This window comes from Collinsella aerofaciens (assembly GCF_015552075.1).
Taxonomy (GTDB): Bacteria; Actinomycetota; Coriobacteriia; order Coriobacteriales; family Coriobacteriaceae; genus Collinsella; species Collinsella aerofaciens_Y.
On record NZ_JADNDZ010000095.1, the window covers coordinates 55,720 to 74,711 of the forward strand.

At 60.8% G+C, this 18,992-nt stretch carries 13 protein-coding genes; 10 read left to right on the forward strand and 3 right to left on the reverse strand.

Annotated features, from left to right (window positions below; genetic code table 11):
* Positions 1-153: 153 nt before the first annotated feature.
* From I2D41_RS07280 to I2D41_RS07315, 8 genes are all read left to right on the forward strand, one after another.
* Positions 154-3,627, forward strand: a complete 3,474-nt coding sequence (locus I2D41_RS07280) for a DEAD/DEAH box helicase (RefSeq protein ID WP_195364070.1) — start codon at positions 154-156, stop codon at positions 3,625-3,627.
* A 165-nt stretch (positions 3,628-3,792) separates the two neighbouring features.
* The gene (locus I2D41_RS07285) at positions 3,793-4,155 is read left to right on the forward strand and encodes a desulfoferrodoxin family protein (RefSeq protein WP_117655588.1); all 363 of its coding nucleotides are present in this window, start codon (positions 3,793-3,795) and stop codon (positions 4,153-4,155) included.
* A gap of 117 nt (positions 4,156-4,272) precedes the next feature.
* Entirely contained in the window at positions 4,273-6,258 is a 1,986-nt protein-coding gene (locus I2D41_RS07290) for an NAD(+) synthetase (RefSeq protein ID WP_195364071.1), read from the forward strand.
* 137 nt (positions 6,259-6,395) lie between these two features.
* Positions 6,396-6,917, forward strand: coding sequence for a crossover junction endodeoxyribonuclease RuvC (gene ruvC / locus I2D41_RS07295; protein WP_022095142.1), 522 nt, complete (start codon positions 6,396-6,398; stop codon positions 6,915-6,917).
* Positions 6,917-7,537 carry a Holliday junction branch migration protein RuvA gene (gene ruvA, locus I2D41_RS07300; protein ID WP_195364072.1) on the forward strand — a complete coding sequence of 207 codons (621 nt, stop codon included), beginning with the start codon at positions 6,917-6,919 and terminating at the stop codon, positions 7,535-7,537. Before ruvC ends, ruvA begins: the two co-directional genes overlap by 1 nt.
* On the forward strand, positions 7,537-8,604 hold the full coding sequence (gene ruvB, locus I2D41_RS07305) for a Holliday junction branch migration DNA helicase RuvB (RefSeq protein ID WP_022095140.1): 1,068 nt from the start codon (positions 7,537-7,539) through the stop codon (positions 8,602-8,604). The genes ruvA and ruvB overlap by 1 nt, the downstream gene beginning before the upstream one ends.
* A gap of 145 nt (positions 8,605-8,749) precedes the next feature.
* Positions 8,750-10,417 carry a formate--tetrahydrofolate ligase gene (locus tag I2D41_RS07310; protein WP_161144784.1) on the forward strand — a complete coding sequence of 556 codons (1,668 nt, stop codon included), beginning with the start codon at positions 8,750-8,752 and terminating at the stop codon, positions 10,415-10,417.
* 180 nt (positions 10,418-10,597) lie between these two features.
* Entirely contained in the window at positions 10,598-11,587 is a 990-nt protein-coding gene (locus I2D41_RS07315; protein ID WP_195364073.1) for a Cir/Yir/Bir family protein, read from the forward strand.
* A gap of 12 nt (positions 11,588-11,599) precedes the next feature.
* On the opposite strand, the gene I2D41_RS07320 is transcribed toward I2D41_RS07315, so the two are convergent.
* Positions 11,600-12,781 (reverse strand): cation diffusion facilitator family transporter, encoded by a 1,182-nt coding sequence (locus tag I2D41_RS07320; protein ID WP_195364074.1) that lies wholly within the window; start codon positions 12,779-12,781, stop codon positions 11,600-11,602.
* A 218-nt stretch (positions 12,782-12,999) separates the two neighbouring features.
* Here I2D41_RS07320 and I2D41_RS07325 point away from each other — a divergent pair, with 218 nt between their 5' ends.
* Entirely contained in the window at positions 13,000-14,337 is a 1,338-nt protein-coding gene (locus tag I2D41_RS07325) for a TFIIB-type zinc ribbon-containing protein (protein WP_195364075.1), read from the forward strand.
* Between the two features lie 425 nt (positions 14,338-14,762).
* Here I2D41_RS07325 and I2D41_RS07330 read toward each other — a convergent pair whose 3' ends face one another.
* Positions 14,763-15,812 carry a PDDEXK nuclease domain-containing protein gene (locus I2D41_RS07330; RefSeq protein ID WP_192923906.1) on the reverse strand — a complete coding sequence of 350 codons (1,050 nt, stop codon included), beginning with the start codon at positions 15,810-15,812 and terminating at the stop codon, positions 14,763-14,765.
* Positions 15,813-15,979: 167 nt separating this feature from the next.
* Between I2D41_RS07330 and I2D41_RS07335 the strand changes: the two genes are divergently transcribed.
* Positions 15,980-16,249: a hypothetical protein gene (locus I2D41_RS07335; protein ID WP_138112918.1), complete on the forward strand. Its 270-nt coding sequence runs from the start codon at positions 15,980-15,982 to the stop codon at positions 16,247-16,249.
* A gap of 94 nt (positions 16,250-16,343) precedes the next feature.
* On the opposite strand, the gene I2D41_RS07340 is transcribed toward I2D41_RS07335, so the two are convergent.
* Positions 16,344-18,830, reverse strand: a complete 2,487-nt coding sequence (locus I2D41_RS07340) for a phosphatidylinositol-specific phospholipase C (RefSeq protein ID WP_195364076.1) — start codon at positions 18,828-18,830, stop codon at positions 16,344-16,346.
* Positions 18,831-18,992 lie beyond the last annotated feature (162 nt).

The following is an 18,992-nucleotide window of genomic DNA, read 5'->3' on the forward strand; positions in this document are numbered from 1 at the left end:
TGGCGGGGTAGCTAATTTGGGACGGGGCTATTTTAGCTACCCTTTGACTGACGGCGAATGAGTCGGGGTCGGAATGCATCTCAACCGACATATGGGGGTAGCTAAAATAGCCCCGTCCCAAATTAGCTACCCCGGGTGAGATTGGAGGAAGTGATGGCGCAGGGGACGTTTGTGCAGGCGCTTCGTAAGGAGGCGGCGCTTAGCAGCACCTTTATGAAGGGGCGCTCGCTCATGCTCAACGGTGCCGTGCTGTCGTTTGAGGACTCCGGCTCGCGCTTCTCCAAAAACGTGAACATCGAGGGCACGGTGCGTGGCTCGCGCGGCGACCTGTACAAGACGCACGTGGCGCTCGATATGGACGAGCACGAGGTTATTGACTACGACTGCGATTGCCCCGCTGCCTTCCGCTATTCCGGCATGTGCAAGCACGCCATCGCCACGGCGTTGGCGTATCTGGATGCCAGTGGCGCCGAGCCTGTCGAGGGCCTGCGTACGCCGGTCCGCACGTTTACGGCACCGCCCGCACAATCCAAACAGTCCGCACGCCCCGCGCCTAGCGCATCTTCGGTCAACCCCAACTTTCCCTTTCCGGCGCCCGTCCCCACGAGTCCCAGCCTCATGGCGGCGCTCTCCGATCTTTCGGACGCACGCATGGATGAGCTGGCGAGCATGCGCCGCAAGCTCGCTGGCAGTGTGGATCCCGATGCCCCCAAGGCGGTGTTGGAGCCCTCGTTGGTGCCGTACTACAATCCACTGTTTGCCGACCGCTTTAGCTGGGCGCTCGAGCTTCGCATTCGTTGTGGATCGGTCTCCTACGTGGTCAAGGATATCGACGGCATGGCCGACGCCTATGTCCGAGGCGGCACCTTCTCGTACGGCAAGAAGCTCACGTTTGTCCATACGCCCGAAGCCTTCGAGGACGTGTCGACAAAGCTGCTCAACCTTGTTGTGACGACAGTTGCCTATCTCGATGACATCACAAGCTCGCGTTCGGCGTCGTACGACTTTGCCCGCAGCGGTTTTGTCGCCGAGCGTCAGTTGCCGCTGTCCGAGCATAGCATCGTATATGTGCTGGACCTGCTGCGTGGCCAGCCCATCTCCTTTGAGCCCGCCTGGTCACGGGGGACGACGACGCATCGCACCTATGACGTGGCGGTTGAGATGCCTCCGGAAGGGGAGGACGAGGCTCTGTCTAAGCGCCCACCGCTCCTTGCCGCCAAAATCGCGCCGGCGGCTGGCGGCAGCTACGATCTACGCCTGCCGGCCGATGCATACTGCTTTGCTTCGGGCGACGTTGCCTATCTGGTCGACACCCGCCGTGCGCGCCGCGCCGATGTAGCGTTTGCCCAGCATGCGGCGCCGTTCCTATCGCGCTTACTGCCCTGTCGCACGCCGATCCATATCGCTGTCGACCAGGTGGGGGAGTTCTGTCGTATGGCGCTGCCCATTTTGCGCGACTACACCGACCTTACCGCGCCCGCCGTGCTCGACACCGTGGCGCCCGAGCCGAGCTTTGCCATGGCAATCGGTGTCGAAGACGGGCTCGTGACCTGCAAGATTACGGTTTCCTACGGCGACTGGTCGGCAGATCTCTTTAGCCTGGGTGCTCCGGGAAGCCCCTTCGAAGAACAACGCCCGGGCGTGCCGCCGCGCGACGAGATAGCAGAGTTTCGCGTTATGGACACGGCGGCCCTGTATTTCGACTTTTACGAGGGCGGCCTGGCGTTTGAGGAGCGCGACGACGAGAGCCTGTTCTGCTTGCTGACCGAGGGCCTGTCTGCCCTGTCCGAGCTGGGCGAGGTCATGCTCAGCGACCGCCTGCGCCAGATTTCGGTCCGCCCTGCGCCCAAGCTCTCGGTGCGCGCCACCGTCAAGAGCAACCTGCTCGACGTCGAGCTGGGTACGAGCGGGCTTTCGGCGGCCGACCTTGCCATCTATCTCGATTCGTATAAGCGCCACCAGACGTTCGCGCGCCTTACGTCCGGCGACATCGTTCGCCTGGACGAGGGAGCACGCGCCGCGTTTGGCCTTGCCGAGGACCTGGGCGTCGATGCCGTCGACCTGCTCGACGGCGTGTCGCTTCCCGCGTCGAGCACCCTTTTTGTCGATAGCATGCTCGCGCGCACGCCAGCGCTCGAGGCCGATCGCGACGCTGCGTTCCTCCGTACCGTCGAGCGCCTGGACACGCTCGGCAAGATGGACTTTACGGTGCCGGTCTCGCTCAAGGCCACACTGCGCGGCTATCAGGTCGACGGCTACCAGTGGCTCGGCTCGCTCGAGCATCTGGGCCTTGGCGGCATTTTGGCCGATGATATGGGTCTGGGCAAAACGCTGCAGATGATCGCGCATATCCTGGCGCGCGTGGAGGCGGGGGACACCAAGCCCACGCTCGTGGTATGCCCCGCGTCGCTCGTGTACAACTGGGCTGCCGAGTTGGAGCGCTTCGCCCCCTCGATTGATGTGTACGCCATCGTGGGCGCCAAGGCCCAGCGTCGCGTGCAAATTGCCGGTGTCGCCGAGCACAACGTGGTCGTGACGTCGTATGACCTCATGCGTCGCGACATCGACGAATATGTCGAGCAGGACTTTGCCCGCGTAGTGCTCGACGAGGCCCAGTACATTAAAAACCCGCTCACCCAGGTGGCTCGCGCTGCAAAGCGCCTGCCGGCCGGCGTGCGCTTTGCCTTGACGGGCACGCCCATCGAAAACCGCCTGTCCGAGCTTTGGAGTATCTTCGACTTTTTGATGCCGGGTCTTCTGGGCACGCGCGACTCATTTGCCAAGCGATTTGAGAGTCCCGTCGAGCATGCCGAGGGCGACAGTGCCGCTCGTCTGCAGGCGCTCGTGTCGCCGTTTGTGCTGCGTCGCGTCAAGGAAGATGTGGTGGCCGACCTGCCCGAGAAGATTGAGGATACGGTGATGGCGCAGCTTGCCGGCGAGCAGCGCAAGCTCTACCTGGCCAACCAAGACCGCATCGCCCAGCAGGTGCAGCACCGCGAGGCCGGGGAGTTTAAGAAAGATAAGCTCAAGGTGCTCGCCGAGCTCACCAAGCTGCGCCAGATCTGCTGCGACCCGCGTCTACACTACGAGGATTACAAGGCGGGGAGCGCCAAGCTCGATACGTGCATGGAGCTCGTGCACGGCGCACTCGACGGCGGGCATCGCATCCTGTTGTTCAGCCAGTTTACGGGTATGCTCGATATCATCGGCAAGCGCTTGTCTAAGGAGGACATCGCCTTCCTTAAGCTCACGGGCGCTTCGTCTAAGGAGAGCCGCGCCAAGATGGTTGCGCAGTTCCAGGCAGGCGAGGTGCCGGTGTTCTTGATTTCGCTCAAGGCGGGCGGCGTGGGCCTTAATTTGACGGCTGCCGACGTGGTCATCCACTACGACCCGTGGTGGAACGTGGCGGCGCAGGACCAAGCGACCGACCGCGCCCACCGCATTGGCCAGCAGCACACCGTGACCGTGTACAAACTCATCGCCAAGGACACGATCGAGGAACGCATTATGCAGATGCAGGAGTCCAAGCGCGATCTGGTCAACAGCGTGCTCGGCGGCGACGGCATCTCGTCGGCGTTGTTTACCCGCGAAGATGTTCTGGCGCTGCTCGGCGGCGACGGGCGCTAGCCGCGCGCGGGGTGGGACTGCTGGAGTGGGCAGGACGGTCGACGCATTTTGGCCCGACCGCTTGCCTAATCCGTTATGTGTTCATTTGCAATGCCATGGATGGTTTGCCTGCCTTTGGGCATAAGAACCATCAAGAACATCGGCACATCAGCAAAGGAGAACATCATGGCGAAATTCTTTAAGGACTCCGACGGCAAGCTCGTTGCCGCCCTTGGCGACGGCGTTGCGACCCCTGCCGGCTGCACGGAGCTGACGGCAAACACCGAGGATGCGGCGCACGAGAAGCACGTGCCTGTTGTCGAGATCGAGCGCGACGGCCACGTCATTCGCGCGCGCGTGGGCTCGACGGAGCACCCCATGCTGCCCGAGCACTACATCGAGTGGATCGCGCTTGAGGCCGAGGGCCGCCTGGAGGTCCATTACCTTGAGCCCGGCATGAAACCCGCGACGTTTTTCGCGGGCGGCTCCAAGACCGGTACCGTCTATGCCTACTGCAACCTGCACGGGCTGTGGTCCGCGACATTCTAGGAGCGCGCCCCCGCTCGGGGTATCATAGTTAGCATATGCACATGCAAGCGCCGACTGCATTATGCGGCCGGCGCTTTTACTGCGATTTCGATGGTTTACGACGGAAAGGGCTGAGCCATGAAGCTCGCGCTTGCACAGATCGATATGCGCCTGGGTGATATTGAGGGCATTTGCGGCCGCATCGAGGACCAGGCTCGTCTGGCCCGCGAGCGCGGGGCGCGCGTGCTGTGCGTTCCGGCTCCGCTCTTTATGGGCGCCATGCCCGGTGGCCTGGTGGGCGCTGCCGACTTTGAGCACGACGTGCTTGCCGGTTTGACTGGTGTCGCCGAGCGTATCCAGGAGCTTGACATGATCTGCATCGTGCCCGCGGCGGTTTCGTTTGAAGGCCAGCCGCTGCTCGACTACATGATGCTCAAGGACGGTCATGTGGTGCCGGCGCGTTCGAGCATTGCCTTGCAGCGTGGCGAGAACAACGACACGCGTTGGGCGCCGCCGGTGTTCGACGTGGACGGCGTGCGCATCGCCGTGATTTTTGACTTGGACCGCGAGCTCGAGATGTTGCCGACCGGCGTCGACCTCATCGCGTATTTCCAATTCAACGCGTTTGACATGACCGACCGCGAGACTGCCGCCATTGCCGCCGTTCGCAGCGGCGCCTACCGCAAGATCGCATCCAAGCGCAGCGTGTGGTTTGCCTGCATGGCGCCGGTCGGTGCCTATGACGAGTCGGTGTATACCGGCGGTTCGTTTGTGCTCGACGACTGCGGTCGCGTGGTGGCCCAGGCGCCGTGTTTTGAGGAGAGCCTGCTGGTTCAGGAGATTCAGCGCGGCGTGATGCTCGATGCCCTGGAAGATCACGAACTGCCCGAGTTCCGTTCCGAGGAGTGGTTGTGGCAGGCGCTGGTGCTCGCCGTGCGCGACAACGCTCGGGCCCACGGTGCGTCGCGTGCTGTGGTGGCACTCGAGGGTGACCTGCCGTCATCCCTGCTGGCGGCGCTGGCCGTTGACGCTCTGGGTTCGCGTAACGTAATTGGCCTGGTGCTGGGGCGCAACCGTATCTTTACGCCGGCGCAGGAGGAGGCCGAGGCTGCCCGCTGTGCCGCCGTCCGTGCCATCGCCGAGCGTTTGCACATTCGCACCGTCGAGCGCGATGCACCGGATGCGGCGCGTGTGCTCGATCGCGACGTGTCGGCGGGCGATGCCGAGCGTCTGCGCTCGCGCACGCTGGGCCTCATGCTGGAGGACACGGCGCTCGAGCTGGGTGCGATGGCGCTGAGCCCGCTGTCCAAAACCGAGTATGCGCTGGCGGCGCCGGCGCTTTGCGGCGGCTACCAGGGCGACTTTGCGCCCTTTGGCGATGTGTACCTGTCGACGCTTGAGTTTGTGGCGCGTGTGCGCAACCGCACGTCTGCCGTGGTGCCCCAAGAGCTCGTGACGCTCAACGCGGTGGAGGATTGCATGGAGCGCGTGCTGGCGCAAGCGCTCTCGACGATCGACGGTCCGGTCGATATGCTCGACCGCGCGGCACAGCTGCTCGGCGGGCTTGAGCCGGGTGAGGTCGATGGCGCGCTCGAGGCGCACGTGGACCGCAATCGAGCTTTCGACGACATCCCGATGGCCGCTGGCAAGCCTGAGGCCTGCTCGCTGCTGCTGATGCTCGTTCGACAGGGTGAGGCTGCCCGCCGCATGTTGCCGATGGCGCCGATCGTCTCGGCCCGTTCGTTTGCCGAGCGTGCCTGGCCGTATATGCTCGCGTGGTCCGACCTGGGGCTTAACGGCAAGGAGCGTATGACGGTCGATTCGCTGGCGCGCGCCGAGGTGCGCCGTTTTGCTGACGAGGATACGAGCGAGCGCGTGCGAAACGAGATGATGGGCGTGCTGGGCGAGCTACTGGGTATTTCGCCCGAGCAAATGGAGGAGCTGCGCTCTGAGGACGGTCAGCGTCGTTTGCACGAGGGAATGAAAAAGTTCGAGGGCGAAGTTCAGGACGCCATCGATAAGATGATGGGCGGTCAGGGCGGCTCGCAAGGTAGTCCCCAGGGTGGCTCGATGCCGCATCCGCCGGTGGATCCGAGGCAGTTTCCCTTTTTCTCGCAGAACTAAACTGGGGATGGGATTTGCTCCCAACCCTGATACTTCAACTAAGCATCTTGACCCCGTTGTGTTATTCTAGAACAGACGTTCGTGAATGATGCGCGGGGCCTTGCCTTGCGCTGTGCTTGTGGCGAGGGGAGGTCGGCTTGGTTATCTTGGGCATTGACCCCGGTTTGGCTCATACGGGTTGGGGGATTATCGAGGAGCGGCGTGGCGAGGTTCGCTGCCGTGCCTATGGCTGCATCGAGACCAGTGCCGGAAGTCCGCTCGCGGTGCGCCTGTCGCACATCGCCCATGACCTTAAGGATGTCGTTGAGCGTTATCGACCCGACACGGCTGCTGTCGAGAGCATCTACTTTGGTGCCAACGTTCGTTCGGCCATTCCCACGGCGCATGCCCGAGGTGCTGCGCTTGTGGCGCTTTCGGAGTGCGCGCTCGAGATTGGCGAGTACACGCCCATGCAGATCAAACAGGCTGTGGTGGGCACCGGCGCCGCGGACAAGCGGCAGGTCGCCTACATGGTACGCACGCTAACACAGCTCGACCACGACCCGCATCCCGACCATGCCGCCGATGCCCTGGCCTGCGCCATCTGCCACGTAAACCTCAGCCGCACCCGCGCCCTCACCGGTGGCGAGTTCTATCAACAGAGAGGAACCGGATACTGATGATTTCCCAGCTCCACGGAACGCTTGTCGAGTCCACGATGAGCTCTGCTGTCGTCGATGTGTCGGGCGTTGGCTTTGAGCTCGGCATTTCGGGCAGCACTGCGGCCACGTTGCCGACGCCCGGTGGCGAGGTCCGCCTCTACACGCGTATGCAGGTGCGCGAGGACGCCATGACACTTTTCGGTTTTTCCTCAAAGGATGAGCGCACGATGTTCGACCGGCTCGTGTCCGTTTCGGGCGTTGGTCCGCGCCTGGCGCTTGCCGTGCTTTCCACCTATACCGTGGGGCAGCTGTATTCGCTGGTGATGGCCGAGGACGACAAGGACATGGCCAAGGTACCCGGTGTGGGCAAAAAGACAGCTCAGCGCCTGATCCTGGAACTCAAGAGCACCTTTGCCAAGGATAAGGGCTTTGTGCCGGTCGACGTGATTCCCGGACAGGTTGCGATGCCCGTGCCCGCTGCCGCTCCCTCGGCGATCGATGATGCCCGTGCGGCGCTCCTTTCCATGGGCTTTAGCCCGCAGGAGACCGATGTTGCCCTGAGCGGGTATGATGGGCAGAATATGCGTGTCGAGGATCTGCTCGGCGCGGCGCTTAAGCGACTCGGAATGGATGCGTGATGTGGGAAGCCGATGACTCTCAGGACCTGTGGGCGACGCCCGGTAACTCGCCGGCGGCATCCATGGCGCACGGCGAGCGCATGGTGGGCTCGGAGCTGACGGCCGAGGATCTCGATGTCGACCGCACTTTGCGCCCTCAGCGCCTGGACGATTACTGCGGCCAGGAGCACATCAAGCAAAGCCTGCGCGTGTTGATCGAAGCGGCGCAGAGCCGTGGCGAGACGCTCGACCACGTGATCTTCTCGGGTCCTCCGGGCCTGGGCAAGACCACGCTGGCCACCGTTATCGCTAACGAGCTGGGCGCTCAGATCAAGACCACGAGTGGCCCTGCCATCGCGCGCACGGGCGACCTAGCGGCCATCCTTACTAACTTGCAGCCGGGTGATGTGCTGTTTATCGACGAGATCCACCGCCTCAACCGTTCGGTCGAGGAGGTCCTGTACCCCGCGATGGAGGACTTTGCCCTCGATATCGTGATTGGCAAGGGTCCGGCGGCGCGCTCGATTCGCCTGGATATTCCCAAGTTTACGCTGGTAGCGGCAACGACCCGCTCAGGCATGTTGACCGGCCCGTTGCGCGACCGCTTTGGCATTTCATATCGCCTGGATTACTACACGGTCGAGGAGCTCGCGCAGATTGTGACGCGCTCGGCGACTATCCTGGGCGTGACGATCGACCATCCTAGTGCGCTCGAGATCGGCTCGCGTTCGCGCGGCACGCCACGTCTTGCCAACCGCCTGCTCAAGCGCGTGCGCGATTACGCACAGGTGCGCGGCAACGGCCCCATCGAGCTCGATATCTGCCGTCAGGCGCTCGAGTTCTTCGAGATCGACGAGCTCGGGCTGGACTGGATGGATATTCGCATTTTGGAGACGCTTGCTAAGACGTTCTCCGGTCGTGCCGTGGGACTTACGACCCTTGCCAGCGCGGTGGGCGAGGACCCGGGCACGCTCGAGGATGTCTATGAGCCCTATTTGCTGCAGTGCGGGTTGATGATTCGTACGCCGCAGGGCCGTCAGGCAACCCTTCGCACCTTTGAGCACCTGGGGATTGAACCTACCGTTTAGGGCGCTTTGTTTTGGCGTGCTGTTGGGCTATCGCCGGACATTGGGTAAACATATCGCCGTTCATCGGTTATGGGCGTTTTTACTATTGCGCGCCCGTGCTATGCTGAATTGGTCTTTTTCTCATTCGGTAACGAAAGGACCGCCCATGCCTACTGACATCGAAATCGCACGTTCTGTCACGCCGCTGCCTATTACCGAGGTGGCCAAGAACGCCGGCGTCGACGTTAAGCACCTTATTCCGTACGGCTTCGACAAGGCTAAGGTCGACTATTCACTGCTCAACGAGCCGACTGATCACCAGGCCAAGCTCGTCCTCGTGACCGCTATCAACCCAACGCCTGCGGGCGAGGGCAAGACCACCACGACCATCGGTCTGGCCGACGGCCTGCGTCGTCGCGGCGTCAAGAGTGCCGTGGCCCTGCGCGAGCCTTCGCTCGGCCCCGTCTTTGGCGTTAAGGGCGGCGCTGCCGGCGGCGGCTGGGCTCAGGTCATCCCCATGGAGGATATCAACTTGCACTTTACCGGTGACTTCCATGCCATCGGTGCCGCCAATAACCTGCTGGCCGCCATGCTTGATAACCACATCCAGCAGGGCAATCAGCTCGGTATTGACGTTAAGCGCATCACTTGGAAGCGCGTCGTCGATATGAACGACCGTCAGCTGCGCCACGTCATCGACGGCATTGGCGGTAAGGCCCAGGGCGTGCCGCGCGAGGACGGCTTCGATATCACCGTCGCCTCCGAGGTCATGGCAATCCTGTGCCTGTCTACGAGCATCAGCGATCTCAAGGAACGCTTGGGTGAGATCGTCGTCGGCTACAGCTTTGCCGGCGAGCCTGTCCGTGCCCGCGACCTTAAGGCTCAGGGTGCCATGGCTGCCCTGCTCAAGGATGCGCTCAAACCCAACCTGGTTCAGACACTCGAGGGCACGCCCGCGTTTGTCCACGGCGGTCCCTTCGCCAACATTGCCCACGGCTGCAACTCTATCATGGCCACGCGTATGGCGATGCGCTTTGGCGATGTTGCCATTACCGAGGCCGGCTTTGGCGCCGACCTGGGTGCCGAGAAGTTCCTCGATATCAAGTGCCGCATGACGGGCGTTCGCCCCAGCGCCGTCGTGATCGTCGCGACCGCTCGTGCGCTTAAGTACAACGGTGGCGTCGCCAAAGCCGACCTCAACGAGGAGAACCTCGAGGCACTCAAGGCTGGCATGCCCAACCTGCTGCGTCACGTCGACAACATCCAGAACGTTTATGGTCTGCCCTGCGTGGTCGCCATCAACCGCTTCCCGACGGACACCGAGGCCGAGCTTGCGCTCATCGAGTCCGAGTGCCAGAAGCTCGGCGTCAACGTTAAACTTTCCGAGGTCTGGGCCAAGGGCGGCGAGGGCGCGCTTGACCTGGCCGATGAGGTCATGCGTCTGATTGAGCAGCCGAGCGAGCTCAAGTTTGCCTATGAGGACGGCGCTGATGTCGCTGATGCCCTCGAGGCCGTTGCCACCAAGGTCTACCGCGCCGACGGCGTTGACTTTACGCCGGCCGCCAAGCGCCAGCTCGCCGAGCTGCGCGAGAATGGCTTTGGCAACCTGCCGGTGTGCGTCGCCAAGACGCAGTACAGCTTTAGCGACAACGCCAAGGCCCTGGGCGCTCCCGAGAACTTCCGCATCACGGTGCGTGAGCTCAAGGTTTCCGCCGGCGCCCACTTTGTGGTCGCACTGACTGGCAGTGTTCTGACCATGCCGGGCCTGCCCAAGGTCCCTGCGGCCGAGAACATCGACGTCGACAACGACGGCAACATCACCGGCCTGTTCTAAGCTCGCTGCTCATAGCCGCTTGCCCGCCCCGTCGCGCCTACCAAGGCCCGGCGGGGCTTTTTGATCCTTAGGCCCGCGCATGTCTTGTAGATACCGACGGACTCTGCCCATCATAGGCTTTTGCGCTGGTAGAATGCATGGATAACTTGATGCTTACAGGCGACGGAAAGGAATCGTTGCATGGATCAGGACAAGACAACCGTGATGGGCGGCTACGGTTCCGCGCAGGCTGGCGATAGCGCCGATGCGACCCGCGTTGTTCCCAACCCCGGTTATGTCGACCCCGCCGCGACGCAGCCTTCTGCCGAGCCCACACGAGTTATGGGCTATGGCGACGCGGCGCAGGACCCTTACGCTGCATCTTTGCAAAGCCCCTATGGCAACGCGGCGGCAGACCCGTTTGATTACGCGCCGCAGGATTCTTATGCCGCCTCGACGCCGAATCCCTATGATGACCTGCCGCAGAATCCCATTCCGCAGCCTCAGCAGACGACGTATATGCCTCGCACGGCGCAGCCTCGCTACGAGTCGCGCGAGCCGTATCGCGAGTACCCCAAGTCGATTCCGCAATATGGCGAGGACGAGGAAGAGGCGCCGTCGCGTTCGTCGAGCGTGATCAAGAAGATCCTCATCGTACTGGCGATCTTCTTTGCGCTGTCGATTGTGTTTGCCATCGTGTCGGGCATGCTCAACAAGCGGGGGAGTTCAACGGCCGATGCCACTGCCGAGCAAACCGAGTCCGCCTCGTCAAGCACCGTCGATCTGAGCGATATCCCGGGGCAGTACTGGTCCAACGCCAAGAAGATCCTCAAGTCGCGCGGCGCCGATCTTTCGAATGCCGTGGTCCTGACTGATGATGGCTCAACGCCCGTCGTCGATGCCAACTGGGTCGTTGCTTCTGCCTACTATAACGACAACGGCAACCTCGAAATTCAACTCACGCACAAGAACAGTTCGGGCAACTCGTCCGACGGCCAAAGCGGTACCGACAGCTCGAGCTCCAATACGCTGGAGGACTTGAGCAACAAGGCGCAGGAGTTGGGAGACAAGGCGCAAGAGCTGGGCGATACGGCACAAAATCTGGGCGATACCGCGCAGAACTTGGGCGACATGGCGACGGATGCCTGGAACGCCCTACAAAACGGCATCTCGGGCGCGCAGGGAAACTAGCTGTTAAGTGGGCTACAGCTGCTCGGCCGGACGGTCGGGCGAGCTAAAGCCCGAGTCAAACGTAACGACGCATGAGGCATCGGGTCGGCGCTCGTGCACGATGCGCGTGACGAGCTCCAGCAGCTCCTCGTCGGATATGTCAAAGCCGTCGGGACGCACCAGGTCAAACGAAACGAACCCGTCGTGCTCGTGCAGGTCGTGGATGGAGAGCGCGGGATCGATCTGCATGACGCCGCGCTTGACCCAGCCGCGCAAGTCATCGCCGGTTGTCGCGATGGGGTCGCAGTGCAGCGTGATACCAATGCCCATCTGGCGCTTGATGTCGTGCTCGATGGTGTCCAGAATCTCGTGGTGCTCAAACGCGTCGCCCTCGCCGGGCATCTCCACGTGGGCGCTGGCAAACTGACGACCGGGGCCGTAGTCGTGCACCATGAGGTCGTGTGTGCCCAAGACCTGTGGATAGGACATGATCTTGTCGCGGATTGCCTGGACGAGCTTGGGGTCGGGCGCTTGCCCCAGCAACGGGCTGATGGCGTCGCGCACCAGGCCCAGACCGCTGATGCAGATGAAGACGCCCACACCCAGGCCTGCCCAGCCATCGAGATCAAAGCCGGTCGTCTGCGAAATAAGCGCCGCCACCAAGACCGAGCCCGAGGTGATGACGTCGTTTTTGGAGTCCTGCGCCGTGGCGATGAGCGTCTCGGAATCGATGCGGTTGCCCAGCGTGCGGTTGAACGCTGCCATCCAGAGCTTAACGAGCATGGACGTAGCCAGTGCCGCAAGGGAAATAAACGTGTAAGCGGTGGGCGAGGGCTTGATGATCTTAGTGACCGACTCGAGAATCAGGTTGATGCCGACGGCGCAAACCAGGACGGCGACGAACAGGCCGGCTAGGTACTCGTAGCGGCCGTGACCATAGGGGTGGCCTTCGTCTGCCGGGCGGCTGGCAAGGCGGAAACCGAGCAGGCTCACAATGTTGCTCGAGGCATCGGAGAGGTTGTTGAAAGCGTCGGCGATGAGGGAGACGGAGCCGGCGAGCAGACCCGCGATGCCCTTGGCCAGGCACAGGGTGATGTTGAGGCCAATGCAGACGAGGCTTGCGGAAAAGCCCGCGTTGGTGCGGCAAGATGCATCGACCGGCTCGCTCTCGCTGCCGGGAACAAGCGTATGTACCAGCCGATTTACAAATAGCATAGCGGTCGTCCTCACAATCATGTTTAAGGGGATAGTGTAGCTCGCACGGGGGCGCCGTGCGCCGATGCTCAGAAAATGCAGCAATAGTCTGCCGGTGCTAACGAGCGAGCCTTCTCGTCTGCCTGGGTGGTCCATTTTGGGCCACATGGGTATGGGCATGTGCCTGCTTGCTCGACATACTTAATGTCGACAGCCCCTGTGCAAAGGAGGACGTTTCCATGGACGAGATGTTTGCCATTAAATGTCAAAACTGCGGCGGCCCTATGTACTCGCACCAGGCTAAGCGCAGCTTTGAATGCGCCTATTGCGGCACGGTGGTTCCGTGGCAGGCGGACGCCGGAGAGCCCAAGAGCGCTTTGGGTATTCGCCATACGCCGTTGACGGTGGTGGATGGACTGCTCAAACTCACGCATGTGTCGCAACTCGAGCGCCCGCAGGACCCGGACTGGTATTTCTTCAATGCGCACTGGCGCAATCAGTCGGTCCTGGAACATCTGCTGTGGGAGGATCGCGGCACGGCGCAGGAGTTCCAAGAGGCCACGCATGTGAGCATTCCTTGCCCCTTCTGCGGAGCGTCCTTTGAGGGCGAGTCAACGCAGCGTGTGTTTGAGTGCCCGTCCTGCGGCAATAAGATCGGCGTTGCCGACCTGCTCAAGCCCGGTACGTTTAGCAAGCGCCTGACCTTGGGCGTGGGTGCGGAGTATGTGCCGGAGCAGGGTATTCCCTGCGAAATCTCGCCGCAGCAGGCACGTGCCAACGCGCTGCAGCTGGTGCGCCAGTACCCGGATGCCTTTGCCGGGCACGACGTGGAAGACGCGATCCAAAACGACATGATGCTCTTCTATTTCCCCATGGCGCTGGCGGACCTGCGTATGATGGCGAGCTTCCCGGGCAAGGGCCTGAGCAAGGAGACCCTGGTGTACTACGAGGTGCTCGACTGGGCGTATCCGAGGGCAAACTATCTGGATGTTCGCCTTATGGGCATTCTGGAGCCGTGGGACTTTGTCAAGGTTGGGCCGTTTGATCCGGCCATGCAGGAGGGTGACTTCCGCGTTGTCTCCGTCGATGCGTCCACCAAGGACCAGGTGGTCATTGATAAGCTGGCGCTCGACGTTGCCGGCAACGATGCCGAGGCGGTGCTGGGGCTCAATAAAAAGAGCATCCGCACCTGGGCGCGCAAGGCCCGCAAGCACAAGGACGGTCTGGTTATGGTGCCGGTCTACTTTGTCGATCGTCCGGCGTCGGATAGCCGCGATGGCGAGCAAGTGCGCATCGCCGTGAACGGCCAGACGGGCCGCGCGGCCGCGGTGGTGTTTAGCGACAAGCGCGAAACGCATATTGTGGCGCCGCTCAACCCGAGCCTGCATCTGTCCGGCGAAAGTACCGTGCATGCCACGCCCATCGAGGTCAAATACGTTAAATCGCCGTTCCTATACCAGATCGTGCACCGTGGAGGCGGCGAGCAACCACGTCAGGTGGCAGCAGCGGCCGAGGGTTCTTACCGAGAGGAGAAGCCTAAACGCAAGGGCTTGTTCGCTGCGATCTTTGGGAAGTAGGGGAGTAGCGCCGGTTGTTGCCGTAACGTGATGGCCGGGGGTGCGGGGCGGCTCTCAGGAGTGCGGGCTGCCGTCTGATTGTTTGAGGGTGCCAGATGTAAATAAACGGTGGAGCGGCTGCAAAAGAGCCGCCTCGCTGGGCAAAATCAGGTTGTGCCGCGGAACCCGCTCCTCAGTTAGTCACACTTCGGAAGCGCGGGCAACGCAGACGCAAGTGTCTTAAGGGCCGGCTGCAACCGGCCCTTTTCTGTGGCAGCCAATGGGCCCACATCAGACGAAGGTCGCGTTTTTGCCTGTCAGGTCACGCTCGCCAGCCACGGCTAGAATGTCGTTGCCGGCGTCCATGACCGGTATTGTTTCGTAGCGTGCGCCTCAACCGCGGGTGCGCCTGCGACGGCTGCGGTGGTTTCGGTCGCAACGTGCTGCTACCCTTGCGTTTCGCCATTAGTCGCTTCGTTGATGGCGCGGTACTCGGCACTCAGCTCGCGCGCCAGCTCTTCCTTGCTTGGAAGATACGGCAGGTATTTGGCGGTAAACACTTGGTCGTTGTCTTCGGGCAGCGTGTACTCGACGATCGAATCGCTTTTGTCCGCGCAGAGCACGATGCCTATGGGCGGATTGTCGCCTTCGTTCATGAGCTCACGCGTGTAGTAGTTCACATACATTTGCATCTGGCCCAGGTCCTGATGCGTAAGGTCATCGGTCTTAAGGTCGATGAGCACGAAGCAGCGCATCAGATAGTTGTAAAAAACAAGGTCAATATAGAAATGGCGTCCATCAAAGGTGATGCGCTTTTGGCGCGCCTCGAAAGCGAAGCCACGGCCAAGCTCCAGCAGGAACTTCTGAAGATGCGTGATGAGCGCCTGCTCTAGATCGCTCTCGCGAAACGTAGCATCGTCCGAGAAACCTAAAAACTCCAGTACATATGGGTCGCGGATGATATCCTCGGGGCGACGAGCCGGGGCGCTCTCTTGGATTTCCTGGGTGACGGCCTCTTTGTCCTTGCTGGCAAGTAGGCGCTCGCGGAACATGGTGTTGATCTGGCGTTCGAGCTGACGCGTGCTCCAGCGAGAATCGGCGCATTCGTTCATGTACCAGGTGCGAGCTTCGGGGTCAGGAATGCGTATTAACCTGCGGTAATGTGTCCAGCTCAATTCGGGACGCAGTGAGTCCCGAATTGGAAATGCAAGATAGAACTGACGCATTTTGCGCAGCTCTCTTGCTTCAAAACTTTTACCAAAATCCTTGGTAAGTCTGATTGCGAGGGCCTTGAGCAGCGCCTCTCCATACTTGGCGCGCCCCTCTCCGCCCTGTTCATCAACAATACTCTTGCCGATCTCCCAATATGCCTCAACCATCGCAAAGTTAACGGCGGTATAGGCCTTGTCGCGAGCGGCGTTGAGAATCGAGGAGACCTGCTTGTAAAAACCTTCGGGCACGATTGCCGATTCTCCACGGTTTACCAGTTCGCCCATCACTGTCGCCCCACTTTCCTTTTGTGGAATGCGTCTTTATCGCATTTAGTTTAAAGCCTCGCGCGGACACGAATTGCTGTGCTGTCTGACATCTTCGCATGGGGCCTTGCGGTGACTAAAATGTGACCATAGAGGCAGTTTTAGCGAATCCCACGGGAGTGACGCGTATGGACAATAACACGCTGCTATTCCAGGACAAAGGTTCGGGTAGGTATAAAGACGTCAAGATCTACCCCAACCGTATTGAGGTGCTCAAGAAGGGCACTTTTGGTGGCAAGCACACCGAGATTGTCTATCTTAAGGACATTACGGGGGTCAACAGGATCAAGGGCCGCGATGTTTTTCTGCGTAACAGGCTGTTGACTGCTTGTGTTTTTAGCCTGAGCAGCCGTGCGAAGGCCCAGGAGTTTGTTAACGCGCTGAACATGGTGATGTAGCCTATGGCGGCGTTTGGGCCAAGGTAAAAATCGGGGGCACAAAACGGTGTCCTGCGCCCCCCATTGAGTCGATGTGTCTAAAAGGCCGGCTTGCCTATTCGCTACCGTCCCCAGCGTTTTCGCGGTCGTTGGCAAGCATTGCCGCGCCGGCGACCGTTGTCGCTACGGCGGCGGCAGCGAGCCCGGCGGCAATGCCGGAGCCGTCGCCCGTGTCGGCGAGTTTTCCGCCCGAGTTCTTGCCCTTGTTGCCCTTACCGTTCTTATCAGCGCTGCCTGCGTTGGAACCCGTGCCGCTACCGGTGCCGCCTGCACTGCCCGAGGCCGCTACGGTAAAGCTCGCGGCTCCGTCATTAGCAAGCTTGTAGTTTTGCGCCGCGTCGCCCAAAAGACCGTTCGCGCGCACCCAGTACGTTCCCGCGGTAAATGCCTCGCCCTCGACCATTGCCGTGCCCGGAGCGCCGTCCGCGTCGTGCACAAACTCGAGCTGAGCCGTGCAGGCATCGTTTTCGAGTTTGCCCTCGAGCAGCGCCGCGACCTTTGTGCGCACATCCTCGCCGGCCTTAAGGCCTTCGAGCCCCTCAAAGTGGGGTGTCAGTGCGCGCGGATCGATATCGATGGGCACGGATCCCTGCAGCCCCGTAACGGTCTCGTTGCCCAAGGCGTCGACATCCACGTATTCGATGGTAAACGCATGGCCCGAAGCCGCCACGTTGAGTACGTTGCTGCTGTCGACAAGGCGGAAATGGCCCTCGCCAACGGTCTTGCCATCCTGGAGCGAGGCATCGCTCAGCGAGTCGCCGTACGTCATGCGCATGCGGGTCGGGAGGCAGCACGAAGCCGACTGCGTGTGCTTCGTATCGTAATTGTAATTGCGCTGGTAGATGCTCCGGGCCAGCGCCGCATCAACAAAGTCGGATGCGATGATGCCAATGTGCTTGAGGTAATCTGACTTTGTATCCTCGGTGCCGCTGGGATTGATGTACGGGCTCTTGTACAGATGCTCGTTGACTACTCGTGCCGAGGTAAAAGGATTGCCTCCGTGCGACAAGCCCGTGCAGCTGGTGTAGTTGATAGACCAGCAACGCTCCTGGACTTGCACCTCGGCCCCGGCATCGTCCACGACGTCCACCTTGTTGCACGTGCGCCCGGTCGTTTCCTTCAGCGCATTATCGACCCAGCTGAGCTTGTCGGTTCCCGTGAGTTTGTACTTGTCCTGGGCATATACCTTGGTGCAATAGGGCTCTTCATTGCCCGTTTCCCCTATGGCTTCAAATCCCCGCGCGTCTTGGACGAGACACATCGACTGCCCGGAATGCGCCTTGATCTTGTCATCCCATTGGGTGAGGTCGAGGCCCCACGTGTGGCCGCTTACGCTGTTGCCGGCGAGCCCAAATCGACGCAGCAGGACGATCTTTCCGCGCACCTCGCCCAGCGTGGGGACGTGGCTCGACGTGTAGAACAGGTTGGGGTTATCGGCCATAACCTTGGCGAAGGCCGTCGTTATGCTTTCGTCGGTAGCCTCATCGTTGCCGCGCGATGCGAGCATGATGAGCGCTTCTGACGGGGTTTCGTTCAAAAACGTTTTGAAGTACCCGATGACATCGGAGAGATGCAGATAGTTCCCGTCTTTTTTGAGTAGGTAGAAAATCCCGTGGTCGATGCCGGGGTCATCGCCCTTTCCGAGCCGGATATCAAAATAGCGAATGCCTTCGAGCAACTGCGTGGGAATGTAATCCTGCTGGCATTTTACTTGCGAGGATTGGGGCTCAGTGTCGTTGTCCACGCTGCAGGTGCCCGAATCGTGCGTACCCGGGATGCTCAGCTCGTCGAGGAACTTGTTGTCGTCGACGTATTTCATCCAACATGGTCCGTCGACGTAGCTGCTGTACGTGATCCAGTCGAGGCTGCTAACCGTGGCATCGTTCTTTTTCATGTCGTAACCGATAAGTTCGAGCTCCCACGGAATGCTCTTACTCTTACTCTTATGGCAGATCTTATTGTTGTCCTGGTCTTCGCCGTTCGATTCTATTGCCAGGTACTTAATGTCTTTTTTCTCGGTTTCTTTCTCGACCGTGCGGTCTCGGATGATATAGGTTCCGTTTGATTGACGCTCGAACGCAAAAGAGCGACTGGGCTTGCCGTCATGCTCGCCACTCCATACGTGGATGACCTTTCCGTCTTTGTCCGAGTCGCCATCGACCGACCAAATGCTGTAGCCCGTCTTTTTATGCTCTTCGAAATTGAGCAAGGTGCGGATAGCATACCAGTTTGTATCGTCATTCTTGGTCGTTACGTTCTCAAGGATGAGCTTGCTGGACGTGCCGTCATTAAACAGATGGCAGACGTTGCCGATGACGTTGCCGTCTTCGTTAACGCTTGCGGTACGAAAATAGCCCGCGGGGCGAAGGCGAATGACGAAATTGTTGAGGCTGACCGACGCTGTGGCAGCGTCGTCTGCAAATGCCGCTCGTGGGCCAATGCCCAATGCCGCGGTTTCGGGCAGGCTTGCAAGTGGCGACAACGCCGCGAGTCCAAGGCCCAACGTAAATGCTCGGCGGCTGATGGCGTGGTGTTCGGTCATAACTTCTCCATTCGTAGAGTGCGGTTATGCGATAGTTTTGGTCACTATACTGCTCAGATGTTTAAAGATGCTGGTTTAATTGTCTGCGCGGCGCAATAAATCGGCGGGCCTTGATTGTCATTTTCATTGCAACAGCCTCAGGACTCAGCGCAACGCGTTGCG

Coding starts and splice junctions, on each gene's coding strand:
- I2D41_RS07280 (WP_195364070.1), top strand. CDS start 154: ATGGCGCAGGGGACGTTTGTGCAGGCGCTTCGTAAGGAGGCGGCGCTT.
- I2D41_RS07285 (WP_117655588.1), top strand. CDS start 3,793: ATGGCGAAATTCTTTAAGGACTCCGACGGCAAGCTCGTTGCCGCCCTT.
- I2D41_RS07290 (WP_195364071.1), top strand. CDS start 4,273: ATGAAGCTCGCGCTTGCACAGATCGATATGCGCCTGGGTGATATTGAG.
- ruvA (WP_195364072.1), top strand. CDS start 6,917: ATGATTTCCCAGCTCCACGGAACGCTTGTCGAGTCCACGATGAGCTCT.
- ruvB (WP_022095140.1), top strand. CDS start 7,537: ATGTGGGAAGCCGATGACTCTCAGGACCTGTGGGCGACGCCCGGTAAC.
- I2D41_RS07310 (WP_161144784.1), top strand. CDS start 8,750: ATGCCTACTGACATCGAAATCGCACGTTCTGTCACGCCGCTGCCTATT.
- I2D41_RS07315 (WP_195364073.1), top strand. CDS start 10,598: ATGGATCAGGACAAGACAACCGTGATGGGCGGCTACGGTTCCGCGCAG.
- I2D41_RS07320 (WP_195364074.1), bottom strand. CDS start 12,781: ATGCTATTTGTAAATCGGCTGGTACATACGCTTGTTCCCGGCAGCGAG.
- I2D41_RS07325 (WP_195364075.1), top strand. CDS start 13,000: ATGGACGAGATGTTTGCCATTAAATGTCAAAACTGCGGCGGCCCTATG.
- I2D41_RS07330 (WP_192923906.1), bottom strand. CDS start 15,812: ATGGGCGAACTGGTAAACCGTGGAGAATCGGCAATCGTGCCCGAAGGT.
- I2D41_RS07335 (WP_138112918.1), top strand. CDS start 15,980: ATGGACAATAACACGCTGCTATTCCAGGACAAAGGTTCGGGTAGGTAT.
- I2D41_RS07340 (WP_195364076.1), bottom strand. CDS start 18,830: ATGACCGAACACCACGCCATCAGCCGCCGAGCATTTACGTTGGGCCTT.